Below are 15,171 nucleotides of genomic sequence, written 5' to 3'. Positions count from 1 at the left end.
CGATGTAGGGATGCATGAGTTCCTCCGTAACTGACAGGAGCGACAACCGCTCCCACGAACGAGCCTCAGGCAGAGGCACTGCGGCGCGGATCGGCGGCGAATGCCTATCTCGGCGAGCGAGCCGCCTACCTTTCGCGCTCGTCGCCCATTCCCGATTTGCTGTTTACGGTGGTCTGAACCGGTCCCACACTGGCCTCATGCTCTTGCTCGAGCGCGACAGCGCCCTGGAGGCGTTGACGCAGTACGCAGCACAGGCCAGGGCCGGCGAGGGACGGGTGGTACTGGTCTCGGGCGAGGCCGGCGCCGGGAAGTCGGCGTTGCTGGAGCAGCTCCGAGACAATCTCGACGACGTCTGCTGGGTCGGCGGAACCTGTGACGGCCTGATCACTCCCCGGCCGCTCGGTCCGTTGTTCGAGATCGCCGAGCAGTTGGAGGGTGAGCTGCTCGCGGCGTGCAACCGCGGGGCGGGGCGTGACGAGCTGTTCGCCGTCCTGCTGCGCCGCCTGTCCGCCCCCGGTCCGCCGGTCGTCGTCGCGATCGAGGATCTGCACTGGGCCGATGAATCCACGCTCGACCTGGTCAGGTTCCTCGGCCGCCGGGTCCGTATGACGCGGTCGTTGCTGCTCCTCACCTTTCGCGACAATGCGATCCGGTCGGACGAAGCGCTGCGGATCGCCCTGGGCGGACTCGCCGCCGAACGCGCGACGCGCCGGGTGACCGTTCCCGCATTGTCGGCGGCCGCGGTCGCGGTCCTTGCTGCTGGTTGCGGACTTGCGGTCGAAGACGTGTACCGGCTGAGCGGTGGGAACGCGTTCTTCGTCCAGGAGATCGTGCAGTCCGCGAGCGAGTTGCCCGCTTCCGCGCGTGACGCCGTACTGGCTCGTCTCGCGCGGCTGAGCCGGTCGGCCCGGGCGGTGCTCGACCTTGTGGCCGTCGCCCGCTACCGCGTCGATGTAGGTCTGCTCGAGTCGCTGGACGTGCCCGTTCGCGATCTCGACGAGCTCGTCGCCGCCGGAGCGCTGGTCAGCGAATCGCGATCGCTGCGCTTCCGTCACGAGATCAGCCGGCGTGCCGTCGAGAGCGAGATCCCGGTGTATCGCAAGGCTGCGATCCACGCCCAGCTCCTCGCCGCGATGCAGCGCCGAGGCGACGTCGACGGGGCGGTGCTTGCCTTTCACGCCGACGGTGCGGGGGACCGGGACGCCGTACTGCGTTATGCACCGGCAGCCGGCGAGCGGGCGGCTGAGCTCGGCGCGCATCGGGAGGCCGTCGAGCATTTCCAGGCCGCGTTGCGGTTCGGCGACCAGCTCGCGCCCCGAACGGCTGCGGATCTGTATTCCAGGCTGGCGACCGAGGCATCGGTGGTCGAACGCTGGGAGTTGGCGCTCGACGCAGGCCGCCGGGCGCTGGAGCTGTGGACCGAGGTGGCGGATCCGGCCCGTCAGAGCGGTGCGATGCGCGCGCTCTCCGCGACGATGTGGCGCCTGTGCCGTGGGCCGGAATCAATGGAGCTCGCCACCGCGGCCGTTGACGTCATCCGCGACGGCGGTGCGACGCCCGAGCTCGCCCGCGGTTACGCGCATCTGGCGCAGCTGCAGAGTCACTACGGCGAGATCGAGGCGGCCTCGTCGTTGCTGAGCCAGGCGGGCGATTTGGCCGACGTACTCGACGTCTCAGATATCCGTAGCGAATTGGCGAACACCGCAGCCGTGGTCGCGTGGATGTCTGGCGACGCGTGGATGCCTCTGCTGAGCCGCGCGCTGGATATCGCGAGGGAGCAGGGACCGCGCGAGCAGACCGCACGTGCCTACGCGAACATGTGTACTGCGCTGTGCGACTTCGGCCGGTACGCCGAAGCCGAGTCGTACTACACGCAGGGAGCGGCCTTCTGCGAAGAGACCGGCATGATCCGGCTCGGGCTTTCCCTGCGTGCCACCTGGGGTGAGATTCTGCTGGGCGTCGGCCGGTGGGACGAGGGCGTCGAGGTGTGCCGGCAGGTTCTCGCGAGCGGCGCATCGCCGCTCAACAGGCTGTCCGCCGCGATCGTGATCGGCCGGATCCTCGCCCGGCGGGGAGACGGCGACCCGTGGCCGTACCTTGACGAAGCAGTGGCCGACGCCGACGCGACCGGGCGCCCCGACCTCGTGGGACTGACGCGCTGTGCCCGGGCCGAGGCGCACTGGCTGGCGGGGAAGCCTGGTGCGGCACTACAGGACATCGCCGTCGGAAGTGTCCACATCGACCGGGCACACAGCTGGATCCGGGGCCAGGTCGCGGTCTGGCAGGCACGTCTCGGGGCCACCGTCACGCCGGCCGGCCTGGAGCCGCACACCTTGTCGATCAGCGGGGACTTCGACCGCGCCGCCGAACTCTGGGACGGCATCGGCAGCTCGTACGACGCCGCGCTGGCCCTCCTCGATTCCGGTTCGGAGCAGGGCCTGCGAGACGCCCTCCGTCGCTTCGACGCCGTCGGCGCGGTCGCGGCCGCGACGCTGACCCGCCGGCGGATGCGACGGCTCGGCCTGCGCGCGATCCCGTCCGGTGCCCATCCGTCGACCCGGTCCGACGCGGCCGGCATGACGCGGCGCGAGCGCGAGGTGATGACGCTGGTTGCTGCCGGCCAGTCGAACGCGACGATCTCCGCACAACTGGTGATCTCGCCCCGCACCGTCGAGCACCATGTCGCGGCCGTGCTCGCCAAGCTCGGGGTCGGATCGCGAACGCTGGTCGCGGCCGAGGCGCGCCGTCGCGGCCTGCTCGAAAACTAGGTCGTCGCCCGCGGAACCTGGGCAATCACTACGGATCTCCCGCAGGCCGCTGCCGCCATACGTTCGTTGCGGAACGAACCAACGAACGGAAAGAGAGCGAATCATGCCGCTGTACATGGACATCCACACCATCGCCGACGGTGTCTCGGCCGAGGACGTCGCCAAGGCGCACGCCGCCGATCTGCAGACCGAAAGCGGCTACGAGGTGAGTTACCTTCGGTACTGGGTGAACGAGCCCCACGGCAAGGTGTTCTGCCTGGTCGAAGCCCCGTCGGCCGAGGCGGCCTCGACAGTCCACCGCGAAGCGCACGGTCTGGTCGCGGACCAGATCTTCCAGGTTCAGGAAGGGGCCTGACAATGACGGGACTTGCTTACCGTCGGACCGGAACCGGACCGCCGCTGGTGTTGCTGCACGGCATCGGGTCGTCGCACCGGGTGTGGTTCCCGGTGATCGACGCGCTGGCCGAACACTTCGACGTCATCGCTGTCGACCTTCCCGGCTTCGGGGAGTCGCCGCCGGCCGCCGGGGTGGAACCGCATCCGGCCGCGCTCGCGGATGAGGTCGCCGGCTTTCTCGATGCCCTCGGCATCATTGCGCCGGTCGTCGTCGGGAATTCGCTCGGCGGCTGGGTCGCGCTCGAACTGGCCGAGGTCCGGCCGATCGCCTCGCTCGTGCTGATCTCCCCGGCGGGCTTGTGGCCCGGGGGTACGCCGACGTACAACCGGCTCAGCCTGCGGGCCACGCGATGGCTCGCGTACCACTGGGCCGAGCCGGTCTCGCGGCTGGTGAACCATAAGCTCGGCCGTGCTCTCGTGATGCGGCAGATCATCGGCCGGCCGTTCCGGCTGAGTCCTGAGCTGGCCCGGGAGATGGTGTGGGACATGGCTGCGGGTCCCGGGTTCGACGCCACCCTCGAGGCCACCCGCAATCGGCACTACCTGGCCCAACCGGGGCCGGAGGTGCCGATCACGGTCGCCTTCGGTACGCGGGACCTGCTGCTGCGGCGCCGGTCGCGTCACGTCGAGCAACTCCCGCCCGGCGCTCGACTCGAGCTGTTGCCCGGTTGCGGCCACGTCCCGATGAGTGACGACCCGTGCGCCGTGGCCGATCTCGTCATGGCCGCGGCGCGCCGGGTCGGGACGGTCGTCTAGAGCAGCCGGAGGTTCGCTGCGCGAGCGGTGGCCGGCACGGTCCCAGTGGGGTGGTGACGGAACAGGCGTCCGCCGTACCTGAACCACTCCACTTGGCCGGCCGTGCCACGGACGAAGTTGGCGCGGATGTGGGTCGAGGTGCCGTCCGGGTTCAGGGCGAGCACGTAGTCCTTGCGGTAGAAGGCGAGACGGAGGAGCGGCTCCCCACCCGCGCCGGCGACCAGTTGGCCCTTGTCGGCGGTCACGTCGAGCGCCAGGTCCGCCGGTTTGCCGTCGACACCGATCTGTTGCGAGACGTAGGTGCCTTCGTACTCCGCGAGCCGGCGCGGCGGCAGCTCACGCGGTACGGCGGGAAGGTTGTTGAGGCCGGCGAATTCCTGCAGCGCCCAGTCGTCCGCGAACAGCTCCGCAACCAGCAACGGACCACTCTCCGAGTTGGTCAGCAGGGTGATCGCGAAGTCCCGCTTCGGCACGAACAGGAAGCCGGAGTGCTGACCGGACCAGTCACCACCGTGCTGCACCACCGTCGGACCCTGCGCGGTCGGACGCAGCATCCAGCTGACGCCCACACCGTTCAGCTCCACGAACAGAGTGCCGCCGGGACCGGGGTGAGACTGCATCGCCAACCGGCTGCGGTCGCTGAGCAGGCGGGGGAGATCCCGGTGACCGAGGTGGTACCGCGCGTACCGCAGCTGGTCGCGGGCGCTCGACATGAGTCCACCGATCGACTGCAGGCTGCGCGGAATCGCATCGAACGACGGCTCCACAACCGCCTTGCCGTCGACGATGTTGTGCGACGCCGCGACGCTGAAACCGCCCAGCTCGCTGCGGAAGAAGCGGCTGTGGTACAGCCCGAGCGGATCCACGACGAGCTCGCGGGCGGCGATCTCGTACGGCTTGCCGGTCACCACCTCGATGATTCGGCCGGCCACCCCGAGCGAGGCGTTGTTGTACGCGAACACCTTCCCGAGCGGGGTGAGTTGCGGGACCTTCGTCATACCGGCGACGTAGTTCGCGAGTGCGTCGTCGCCCTCCCCGTAGTCCTCGAGGTAGTCGCCCTGCCAGCCGGCGGTGTGGTTCAGCAACTGGCGCACGGTCACCCGCGCGGCGACCGAAGGGTCGGCCGTCTCGAAATCGGGCAGGTACGCGCGCACAGGCCGGTCGAGGCTGACCCGCCCGCGCTCGACGAGCCGCATCAGCACGGTCGCGGTGAACGTCTTGGTGGTCGAGCCGATCCGGAAGACGGTGTCGCCGGACACCGGCTCGTTGGTGTCGACGCTGGTGACGCCGAAGCCGCGGACGTACTCGCGACCACGGTGCCAGAGACCGAGACCGACACCGGGGATCGCGTACTTCGCCATCCCGGCCTCGATCTTGTCGGCCAGCCGCCCGATCGCGACCGGTTCACGGGTCGTGGTGCCGGCTGGTGCGGGCAGAGCTGATGCAGGCAGAGAAGGGAGCGCGGCGACCGGCACGGCGGCAGCGGCGGACTTGAGCACGGTACGACGGGTGAGCGACACAGCACGTTCTCCTTGGGCGACGGGGAAATGCTTCCGTTCACGCTATTATTACCAAACTTGGTATCAATGGTGACCCGTGAAAACCCTGGAGCGACCCTGATGGACGAGCCGTCATCCACTCCGGTGTCGGACCTGCTCCTGCACCCGATCCGCTGGCGGATCGTCCAGCGCGTCCTCGGCCGCGAGGTGACCACGACCGACCTGAAGCGCGACCTCCCCGACGTCCCGAGCACCTCGTTGTACCGCCACGTCGCCGTACTGATCGACGCCGGTTTCCTCACGGTGGTCCGGGAACGGAAGGTCCGCGGTACGACGGAGCGCACGCTCAGCCTGGACCAGACCAAGGTCGGCCGGATCGACGAGCGCGAGGCGCGGGCGATGACGCCGGAGCAGCACCGCCAGGCGTTCCTGATGATGCTCACGCGCCTGGCCGCGGACTTCGACCGCGCGGTCGAGCGCGGCGATCTGGAGACCCGGCTGCCCCAACTCGGCTACAGCCAGCTCGCTCTGTACGTCGCTCCCGAGGATCTCGACGCGATCCGCGAAGGGATCAACGCTGTCATCGAGCCGCACCTGACCGAAGCCCCCGGCAAGGACCGCGTGACGCTGTCGCTGATTGCACTCCCGGACGTGTAGACGCACCCAGACGGCTAGACGTTTCCGGACGTCTGGACGGACGTCTGGACCCGACGACGGAGATGGGCGTGCTCGATCGCGGGCGGCGTGGCGGCGTAGTTGTCGGCCGGATCGAGCTCGGTGCCGGGCGGGACGATCTCGTCGATCCGGTCGAGGATGTCGCCGGTCAGCTCGAGCCCGGCGGCCGGCAGCAGGCTGTCGAGTTGTTCCTGCGTGCGTGGGCCGATGAGGACCGACGTGACCGCGGGGTGGGACCGGACGAAGGCGACGGCCAACTGGGGGAGCGTGACCCCGACCTCTGCGGCCAGCGTGGACAGCTTCGCGACCGCAGCCGCCTTGGCTTGGCCGGTGGGGCTGGACGGGTCGTAGTGGCTCGGCCGCCCGCTGGCCCGGTGGCTCGACGACAGGTCGGTCCGCCCGGACAGCCAGCCCCCGTTGAGGGGGCTGAACGTCAGTACGCCGAGGTTGTGCCGCTGCGTCACCGGGAACACCGACGCCTCCGGCCGCCGGGTCAGGATCGAGTACATCGTCTGCTCGGTCAGGAACCTGGTGGTGCCGCGACGCTCGGCGGTCCACTGCGCCTCGACGATCGTCTCGGCCGGGAACATCGACGAACCGAACGCGAGGATCTTGCCCGCCTGGACCAGCTCCGAAAGCGCCGACAGCGTCTCACCGGGATCGGTGTCGTGGTCCGGACGGTGCAACTGGTACAGGTCGAGGTGATCGGTGCCGAGCCGCCTCAGACTCGCCTCGACCGCTTGCCGGATCCAGCGGCGGGACGCGCCGCGCTGGTTCGGGTCCTCGCCGCGCGGCAGGCCGAACTTGCTCGCCAGTACGACGTTGTCGCGCCGGCCGCGGATCGCCGTACCGACGATCTCCTCGGACTCGCCGGCGGAGTAGACGTCGGCGGTGTCGATCAGGTTGATCCCGGCGTCCAGGGCGCGGTGGATGATCCGGACCGAGTCCTCGTGGTCGGGGTTGCCCATCGCGCCGAACATCATCGCGCCGAGGGCCATGTCGCTGACCGAGATACCGGTGCCGCCGAGGATTCTGCGATTCACGGGTGGTGCCTTTCTCGTGGTGGTCCTTTCATCAGAGCACCGCACGGCGTCCGGGCGTGAGCATCATCCTGGCGCCGGCTTGCGCGATCCTGTCAAAGTCGCTCCACTGGAGAGGTGGACCTGCTCGACGAGCTCAAGACGCTGATCATTCGGCATGCGGCCGGCCAGCGCGGGCACAGCGTGCACCTGATCGACGGGGTCCAGGTCAGCCGGCGCGACGAACCGACCGAGCTGACCGCGGGCATCGCCCAGCCGTCGGTCGCGATCGTTGCCTCAGGCGTCAAACTGACGCTGCTCAACGGCGTCGCCTACGAGTACGGCGTCGGCCAGTTCCTCGTCACGTCGCTGGACCTGCCCGTCGTCGGCCAGGCGCTGAAGGCGAGCCCGGACGAGCCGTTCGCGGTGGTCAGCCTGCGGCTCGACCCGGTCGAGATCGCCCCGCTGCTGCTCGACGCGCCGCCGCGACCGCCGCAGTACGCCGGTCTGGTCGTCAGCGACGCGACTCCGGACTTGCTCGATCCCGTCGTGCGGCTGTTGCGGATCGCCGACCGCCCGGACGACGTGCGGGTGCTTGCACCGGGCATCCGGCGGGAGATCCTGTGGCGGCTGCTGACGGGTGAACAGGGCGGACTGGTCCGGCAGATCGGTCTGGCCGACGGCATGCTGGCGCACATCTCCCGGGCGATCAGCTGGATCCGCCGCCACCACAACGAACCCCTTCTGGTCGCGGACCTCGCCGAGCTGGCCGGCATGAGCCCGTCGACGTTCCATCGGCACTTCCGCGCGGCGACCTCGATGACACCGATCCAGTTCCAGAAACAGATCCGTCTGCAGGAGGCGAGGGTCCTGCTCCGCACGCAGTCCCTCACCGCGGCCGAAGTCGGCTTCCAGGTCGGCTACATCAGCTCGGCCCACTTCACCCGGACCTACCATCAGGCGTTCGGCCGGACTCCGGGCGAGGATCGGACCGCCTGAGCAGCAACTGGCCCACGTCGAGATAGCCGGACGCGAAGCCGGCCTCACTGTAGGCCAGATAGAACTCCCACGTACGCCGGAAGCTCTCGTCGAACCCCTGCGCGCGGACGGCCGGCCAGTTCGCGGTGAAGTGCCGCCGCCAACGGCGCAGCGTCTCGGCATAGTCGGGACCGAACCGATGATCGGCCTGCACCGCCAGGCCGGTGTGGCGGGCCAGCGTCTCGTCGATCGCGGTCCGCGACGGGATCAGGCCACCCGGGAAGATGTACTTCTGGATCCAGCTGTACGAGTTCCGGGTCGCGAGCATTCGGTCGTGATCCATCAGAATCGCCTGCAGTGCAACGGATCCGCCGGGTGCCAGCAGCCGGTCGAGCGCGCCGAAGTATTCCGGCCAGAACTCCTCGCCGACGGCCTCGATCATCTCCACGCTGACGATCGCGTCGTACGAACCGGTGACCGCGCGATAGTCCTGCAGCCGCAGCTCGACGCGATCGCTCAGCCCGGCGTCGGCGACCCGCTCGCGCGCGAGTGTCAGCTGCTCTCTGGACAAGGTGATGCCGGTGACGTGGGCGCCACGGCGCGCGGCGGCGATCGCGAGCGTGCCCCAGCCGATACCGATCTCCAGCACCTGACTGCCTCGCCGGACCCCGGCCAGATCGAGGATGCGCTCCACCTTGCGCGTCTGGGCGTCCTCCAGGGACTGCTCGGCGCTGTCGAACATGGCTGAGCTGTACGACATTCCGCGGTCCAGGAAGGCCGCGAACAAGGCGTTACTGAGGTCGTAGTGCGCGCTGATGTTGCTGCGGGCACCATTCGGCGTGTTGCGCAGCCGCTCGGGGACGCGTTGCTCGACCAGCCGACGGAAGCGCAGCATCCAGCGCGGCACGAGCTGAGCGAGTTGTGCGGCGAACGGGGTGAGCAGCTCGCCGAGGTCCGTGCCGGCGGCGGCCGTCCAGTCGCCTGCCGTGTAGGCCTCGCCGAGACCGATCTTGGGGTTGTGCACGAGCCGCTCGAACATCGTGTCAGGCCGGGCGATCCGTAGCATCGGCGCGTCTGGGCCACCGCCCCCGCGGACGGTGCCGTCCGGGTAGACCGCACGGACCGGCACGCGGTCCAGCACCCGGTCGACGATCGTCCGGGCTACGCGACCGCGCAGGGTCTTCCGCGTCTTCCGCTTCACGACCGGCAGGCGCCGGGCCCACAGATACAAGCCGTGCAGCCGGATGAGCGCAGTGACCCGCTGTGGCATCAGTGGCATCCTTACGGCGGCCGTGAGTACCGCCCACCGGGTGGCTGGTCGCGGTACACCTTCGAAGCTCGCACCGAAGACCGTGTGGTGGCCGCGGGACAGACTGACCTGGACCCGCACCCGGCTGCGATCGAGCTCGAACCGAAGGCGGTAGTCGCCGGACACGTCGTTGAACGGCGAGACGTAGAATTTCTTCGCCGTCTGCGCGCTGCCGTCGGCGTCCGGCGTCAGCAGGTACGTGTGCCGTTCGCCGTACGTGTTGTGCACCTCCGCAACGACGTACTGGCTGTCGATGCACCAGAAGACGGTGATCGGGTCGAAGACGTGGCCGAGCACTCGGGCGTTGGACAGCATCACGATCCGGCCGTCGTACTCGATGCCCTGACTAGCCAGGTAGCGGCGTACCCCGGCCTTGATCGTCGGGCCGTCGCCGCCGAGATGGTCGCGTACGTCGAATCCGCCGAACGGCCGCAGGTACCACGGCAGGCGCGGCAGGTCGTCGAGGTCGACGAGCCATTGGTAGACCCGGTGCCGGAACGCGTGCCGGATCGGGATCGACCGGGCGTGCCGGACGAAGCCGGTGACGACCGCCGGGAGGGTGGGGAACTCACCGACTATCGTCACCAGCGCACCCCGAAGGACTCGGCCGCCGCGACGCCGGCGCGACAGCCGTCCTCGTGGAAACCCCAGCCGTGATATGCCCCCGCGAACGCGATCCGGCCGGTGTTCAGCGCTGCCAGCTTGCTTTGCGCGGCCACCGCCTTCGGGGTGTAGATCGGATGCTCGTACTCCATCCGCGCGATCACCGTCGCCGGATCGACCGCATCGGCGCCGTTCAGCGTGACCAGGTACGTCTCCTCGGTCTCGAGGCCCTGCAACCGATTCATCCAGTACGTCGTCAGCGGTGCGTCGTCGCGGACGACGTAGTTCCAGCAGGCGCGCGCGTTCTTCGTTGCGGGAAGCAACGATGCGTCGGTGTGCAGGACGGTCCGGTTCCGGCTGTACTCGAACTGGCCGAGCAGCGCCTTCTCCGCGGGCGTCGCGTCCGTGAGCAGGTCGAGCGCCTGATCGGCATGCGTCGCCAGCACGACCCGGTCGAAGTCTATTGTGTTGCCGTTAGCAACGGTCACCGTGACGCCGTCGGGATGGCGGTGTACAGCACGGACAGGAAGTCCGGTCCGGATCGCATCCAGCCGCTCGGCAAGGGCATCGACGTACTGCCGGGAGCCGCCGGTGACGGTCAGCCACTGGGGTGAGCCGCTCACCGAGAGCATCCCGTGGTGGTCGAGGAACCGGAACAGGTAACGAGCCGGGTAGCTGAGGGCCGAGCCGCCGCCGCAGGACCAGACGCACGAGACGACAGAGACGGCGTACAAGCGGATGAAGGCCGGGCTGAAACGCTCCGCCTCGAGGAACTCGCCGAAGGTCACGAGATCGTCGTCGCCGGTCCGCTCGACGTAGGCGGCGGCGCGGCGGTGAAAGCGGCGTACCTCGGTCAACAGGCGGAGGAAGTGCGGGTCCGACAGACGGCGGCTCTGGGCGAAGATGCCGGTCAGCCCGCGACCGCCGGCGAATTCCAAACCGCTGGCCGGGTCGCTGATGCTCATGCTCATCTCGGTCGGTCGCGTCAGTACGCCGAGCTCCGCGAACAGCCGGCGGAGCAGCGGATAGGTCCGGGCGTTGTGCACGATGAAGCCGGTGTCGATCGCGAGCGCGCGGCCGGCGGGGTCGGTGACTTCGTGGGTGTGGGCGTGCCCGCCCAGCCGCGGTTCGGCTTCGAACAGCGTCACGTCGTGCCCGGGGGTCAGTAGATACGCGGCGGTCAGGCCGGACACTCCGGCGCCGACCACGGCCACGGTCTCTCGCATCGGCGGTACCTCACTCTTTGTCTAACGTTTGTCTAGAGATTAGGCAGGAAGTCTCAAACTTGTCAAAGGACTGTCGAGAGTTTGTATAGTGTCCTTGTGGAGACTTCGGTGCCCGGCGGTCTGCGGATCGGTGCGTTGAGCAAGCGCGCCGGCGTCAGTGAGCACGTCCTCCGTGCCTGGGAGACCAGGTACGGGCTGCTGTCGCCGACCCGCTCGGCCGGGGGCTATCGGCTGTACTCCGAGAGCGACGTACGCCGGGTGCAGCGCATGCGGGCGTTCCTCGCCAAGGGGCTGTCCGCGGCGGAGGCGGCTCGCGCCGTGCTGTCCGAACGCTCGACCGTGGCTGCCGATCCGGTCTCCGTACGCAAGGCGGAGGCCGGCGGTGTAGCCAACCTGAGAGCGGCGCTGGACGACTTGGACGAGCGAGCGGCGCACCACGTGCTGGACGAGCTGTTCGGTGCGCTGACCATCGAGGCTGTCATCCGGGACGTGCTGATTCCTTACCTGCACGAGCTGGGTGACCGATGGGGCCGGGGACAGGTGAGCGTTGGGCAGGAGCACTTCGCCAGCAACCTGATCCGGTCCCGGCTCGCGGGCCTGGCTCCTGGGTGGGGTGGGGGCCAAGGTCCGCGGGCGCTGCTGGCCTGTCCGCCGGGTGAGCTGCACGACATCGCTCTGCTGTCCTTCGGCCTGGTACTGCGGCGGTCCGGCTGGCGGGTGATCTACCTCGGTGCGGATTCGCCGATGGCCGATGTCGAACACGCCGCCACGGTGCTCGGACCCGATCTGGTGATGCTGTCCGCGTCCGACCCAGCGCGCTTCGACTCCGTCCGTACCCAACTCGTCCAGCTGGCGCAAACCACGTCCCTTGCGCTGGCTGGACCAGGAGCCTCCACCGAGCTCGCGGCCGCCGTCGGTGCGCAGTACGTGGACTCCGACCCGGTGACCGCCGCCGAGCAATGGACGGACCGATGACCCGGGTTCTCGTGACCGGAGCCACCGGCTACATCGGCGGTCGGCTGGTGCCGGAACTGCTCGCAGCCGGGTGTGACGTCCGCGTCCTGGCGCGGCAGCCGCAGCGGCTCGACGCGCGTCCGTGGCGGAACCGGGTCGACGTGGTCGAGGGTGACGCCTCCGACCCCGCCGTGCTGACCAGGGCACTGGATTGCGTCGACGTCGCGTACTACCTGATCCACTCGATGGGCACCGGCCGGCGGTTCGAGGAGCGCGACCGGCGTACGGCGTTGGCGTTCGGCGCGGCCTGCCGCGAGTCCGGTGTCGGGCGGATCGTGTACCTGGGCGGTCTGCACCCCGACGGCGAAGAGCTGTCGCCGCATCTGGGCTCTCGCCGTGAGGTCGGAGAGATCCTACTGGCTAGCGGCGTACCGACGACGGTGCTGCAGGCGGCCGTGATCATCGGCTCCGGCTCCGCCTCGTTCGAGATGCTGCGCTACCTGACCGAGCGGCTGCCGGTGATGGTGACGCCGCGCTGGCTGGACACGCGGATCCAGCCGATCGCGGTTCGCGACGTACTGCACTATCTCGTCGGTTCCGCCCGGATGCCGATCGAGGTGAACAGGGGGTTCGACATCGGCGGACCAGACGTGCTGACGTACCGGGCGATGATGCAGCGGTACGCCGCCGTTGCGGGCCTGCGTCCTCGCCGGATCCGGACGGTGCCGTTGCTGACGCCCAGCCTGTCCAGTCACTGGGTCGGTCTGGTCACGCCGGTGCCCAGTGGCATCGCACGGCCGCTGGTGGACAGCCTGGTGCACGAAGTCGTCTGCAAGGACCACGACATCGACAAGTACGTCGAGCCGCGTCCGTCCGGCGGGATCGGGTTCGACCGCGCGGTCGCGCTTGCACTGAAGAAGGTGCACGACCTGGACGTCAGTACGTCGTGGGCGTCGGCTTCGACACTCGGTGCGCCGAGCGATCCGTTGCCGAGCGACCCGGACTGGTCAGGCGGCTCGCTGTACGTCGACGAACGCGACTGTGCGGTCGATGCGTCACCGGAGCGGCTCTGGAAGGTCATCGAGGGCATCGGGGGTCGCCGCGGCTGGTACTCGTGGCGTCTGGGCTGGTGGACCCGCGGACTGCTCGACCGGATCGTGGGTGGGCCCGGGCTGCGGCGTGGCCGATTGCACCCGGACACCTTGTCGGTCGGCGATCCGCTGGACTGGTGGCGGGTCGAGACGCTCGAGCGCGGCCGGTTGCTGCGGCTGCGCGCCGAGATGCGGTTGCCGGGGGAGGCCTGGCTCGAGCTGCGGGCCGGGACCGACGAGCACGGGCGCACGCTGTTCCGGCAGCGCGCGCTGTTCCATCCCCGGGGTCTGCCCGGGGAGCTGTACTGGGCGGCCATCCGGCCGTTCCACGACATCGTCTTCGGCGGCATGCAGCGCAACATCGCGCACGCCGCCGAACGAGCCGAGGAGGCCCGATGATCGTCATCGAACGTGAAGTGGTCGTCGCGGCCACTCCGGAGAGGGTCTTCGACTACCTCGCCGACTTCCGCAGTACGGAGGAATGGGATCCCGGCACGGTCCGGACCGTGCTGCTGCAGGGCGACGGCGGCATCGGTACGACGTACCGCAACACCTCGCGCTTCGCCGGCCGGGAGACCGAGCTGATCTACGAGGTCGTGGAGCGCATCCGGCCGGACCGCATCGTCCTGCGGGGTGAGAACCGCGCAGTCGTTGCCCACGACACCATGTCGTTCCGCACCGAGGCGCACATCACCCAGGTCACCTATCGCGCCGAGTTCCGGCTCAAAGGCCTGGCCCGCTTGGCGGAACCCTTCTTCCGCAGGCCGTTCGACCGGCTCGGCGAGGAAGCCGAGCAGGGTCTGCGCGACGCTCTGGGGAAGTTGGCGGCATGAGCGTCCTGGATACGCTCCTGGACCGGACGGTCATCCCTGGCTACAGCAAGCTGGGCTACCGGCTCCGCAGGCGCAACTGGCCCGACAACGACCCCGCACGCGACGCCCTGCAAGGCAAGACCGTCGTGGTCACCGGTGCGCGCAGCGGGCTCGGCAAAGCCACCGCATCCGGACTCGCTGGGCTGGGCGCCACCGTCCGCCTCGTGGTCCGCGACGCCGGCAAGGCGGCCGGCGCAGTCGCCGAGCTGCGCGGTGAGGTTCCTGACGCCAGGTTTGTGGTCGACGAGTGCGACATCTCCGATCTGGACGCCGTACGCCGCTATGCGGGCGGACTGAGCGAGCCGATCCACGCGCTGATCCACAATGCGGGCGTCATGCCGCCGAAGCGCACCGAATCACCCCAGGGCCACGAGTTGACGCTGGCCACCCACGTGCTCGGCCCGCTACTGCTGACAGAGCTCTTGAAACCCCTGCTGGTGAACGGCCGCGTCATCTTCGTCGCGTCCGGAGGCATGTACACGCAGCAGCTGCCCGCCGACGATCCGGAGTACCGCCACGGCACCTACCGTGGTGCGACCGCCTATGCGCGCTCCAAACGCATCCAGGTAGCCCTGACCCCACTGCTGGCCACCGAGCTGGCCCCCACCTTCGTAGCCACCATGCACCCCGGCTGGTCCGAAACCCCAGGCCTGACAGACTCCCTCCCAGGCTTCACCCGCCTGACAAAGCACCTGCTACGAACACCAGCCGAAGGCGCCGACACCACCATCTGGCTCGCAGCCACCGAACCAAAACCCCCCACAGGCCAGTTCTGGCACGACCGCGAACCCCGCCCCACCCACTACCTCACCCGAACCCAGGAACCCGAAGCCGACCGCCGCAAGATCTGGGCCCACTGCCGAGCAGCCGCAGGCCTCCAGCCACAAGCCGGGTGACCACCACGCCGCAGGCGCCAGAAAGGGCGCAGACGCTACACATACGGGGGGGTCCGGGGGGCGAAGCCCCTCCGGCCGGGGTGTGGGGGCTTGGCCCCCACAAACACAACGACCGATCCACGTTCGCGC

The 15,171-nt window shown here is 69.2% G+C and carries 13 protein-coding genes; 9 read left to right on the top strand and 4 right to left on the bottom strand.

The features are described from left to right. The first annotated feature begins 197 nt into the window (after window positions 1-197). The 3 genes from AB0J62_RS30470 (at window position 198) to AB0J62_RS30460 (ending at window position 3,920) form a co-directional block, all read left to right on the top strand. The gene (locus tag AB0J62_RS30470; RefSeq protein WP_363878221.1) at window positions 198-2,768 is read left to right on the top strand and encodes an AAA family ATPase; all 2,571 of its coding nucleotides are present in this window, start codon (window positions 198-200) and stop codon (window positions 2,766-2,768) included. Between the two features lie 103 nt (window positions 2,769-2,871). Continuing rightward, a complete protein-coding gene (locus tag AB0J62_RS30465) occupies window positions 2,872-3,123 on the top strand; it encodes a DUF4242 domain-containing protein (RefSeq protein ID WP_363878219.1) in 252 nt (83 codons plus the stop codon). Window positions 3,124-3,125: 2 nt separating this feature from the next. Then, entirely contained in the window at window positions 3,126-3,920 is a 795-nt protein-coding gene (locus AB0J62_RS30460) for an alpha/beta fold hydrolase (RefSeq protein WP_363878217.1), read from the top strand. On the opposite strand, the gene AB0J62_RS30455 is transcribed toward AB0J62_RS30460, so the two are convergent. After that, window positions 3,917-5,440, bottom strand: a complete 1,524-nt coding sequence (locus tag AB0J62_RS30455; protein WP_363878215.1) for a serine hydrolase domain-containing protein — start codon at window positions 5,438-5,440, stop codon at window positions 3,917-3,919. The two genes, AB0J62_RS30460 and AB0J62_RS30455, sit on opposite strands and share 4 nt — an antisense overlap. Window positions 5,441-5,539: 99 nt before the next feature. Here AB0J62_RS30455 and AB0J62_RS30450 point away from each other — a divergent pair, with 99 nt between their 5' ends. Next, window positions 5,540-6,076: a helix-turn-helix domain-containing protein gene (locus tag AB0J62_RS30450; RefSeq protein ID WP_363878213.1), complete on the top strand. Its 537-nt coding sequence runs from the start codon at window positions 5,540-5,542 to the stop codon at window positions 6,074-6,076. A gap of 14 nt (window positions 6,077-6,090) precedes the next feature. Here AB0J62_RS30450 and AB0J62_RS30445 read toward each other — a convergent pair whose 3' ends face one another. Beyond that, window positions 6,091-7,137 (bottom strand): aldo/keto reductase, encoded by a 1,047-nt coding sequence (locus tag AB0J62_RS30445; RefSeq protein WP_363878210.1) that lies wholly within the window; start codon window positions 7,135-7,137, stop codon window positions 6,091-6,093. 114 nt (window positions 7,138-7,251) lie between these two features. Between AB0J62_RS30445 and AB0J62_RS30440 the strand changes: the two genes are divergently transcribed. Continuing rightward, window positions 7,252-8,112: an AraC family transcriptional regulator gene (locus tag AB0J62_RS30440; RefSeq protein ID WP_363878208.1), complete on the top strand. Its 861-nt coding sequence runs from the start codon at window positions 7,252-7,254 to the stop codon at window positions 8,110-8,112. Here the strand turns inward: AB0J62_RS30440 and AB0J62_RS30435 are convergent. Continuing rightward, complete coding sequence (locus AB0J62_RS30435) at window positions 8,054-9,985, bottom strand: DUF1365 family protein (protein ID WP_363878206.1); 1,932 nt, start codon at window positions 9,983-9,985, stop codon at window positions 8,054-8,056. The genes AB0J62_RS30440 and AB0J62_RS30435 overlap by 59 nt on opposite strands. Beyond that, on the bottom strand, window positions 9,982-11,229 hold the full coding sequence (locus AB0J62_RS30430; protein ID WP_363878204.1) for an FAD-dependent oxidoreductase: 1,248 nt from the start codon (window positions 11,227-11,229) through the stop codon (window positions 9,982-9,984). Before AB0J62_RS30430 ends, AB0J62_RS30435 begins: the two co-directional genes overlap by 4 nt. Before the next feature lie 96 nt (window positions 11,230-11,325). Here AB0J62_RS30430 and AB0J62_RS30425 point away from each other — a divergent pair, with 96 nt between their 5' ends. From AB0J62_RS30425 to AB0J62_RS30410, 4 genes are read left to right on the top strand one after another with little or no spacing between them, the layout of a single operon-like run. Continuing rightward, window positions 11,326-12,204, top strand: coding sequence for a MerR family transcriptional regulator (locus tag AB0J62_RS30425; protein ID WP_363878202.1), 879 nt, complete (start codon window positions 11,326-11,328; stop codon window positions 12,202-12,204). Next, window positions 12,201-13,673 carry an SDR family oxidoreductase gene (locus tag AB0J62_RS30420; RefSeq protein ID WP_363878200.1) on the top strand — a complete coding sequence of 491 codons (1,473 nt, stop codon included), beginning with the start codon at window positions 12,201-12,203 and terminating at the stop codon, window positions 13,671-13,673. The genes AB0J62_RS30425 and AB0J62_RS30420 overlap by 4 nt, the downstream gene beginning before the upstream one ends. Beyond that, a complete protein-coding gene (locus tag AB0J62_RS30415) occupies window positions 13,670-14,107 on the top strand; it encodes an SRPBCC family protein (RefSeq protein WP_363878198.1) in 438 nt (145 codons plus the stop codon). The genes AB0J62_RS30420 and AB0J62_RS30415 overlap by 4 nt, the downstream gene beginning before the upstream one ends. Beyond that, a complete protein-coding gene (locus tag AB0J62_RS30410) occupies window positions 14,104-15,042 on the top strand; it encodes an SDR family NAD(P)-dependent oxidoreductase (protein WP_363878196.1) in 939 nt (312 codons plus the stop codon). Before AB0J62_RS30415 ends, AB0J62_RS30410 begins: the two co-directional genes overlap by 4 nt. Window positions 15,043-15,171 lie beyond the last annotated feature (129 nt).

Origin of the sequence: Kribbella sp. NPDC049584 (assembly GCF_040675555.1) — a bacterium.
Taxonomy (GTDB): Bacteria; Actinomycetota; Actinomycetes; order Propionibacteriales; family Kribbellaceae; genus Kribbella.
This window is presented reverse-complemented; position numbering and strand designations above follow the sequence as displayed.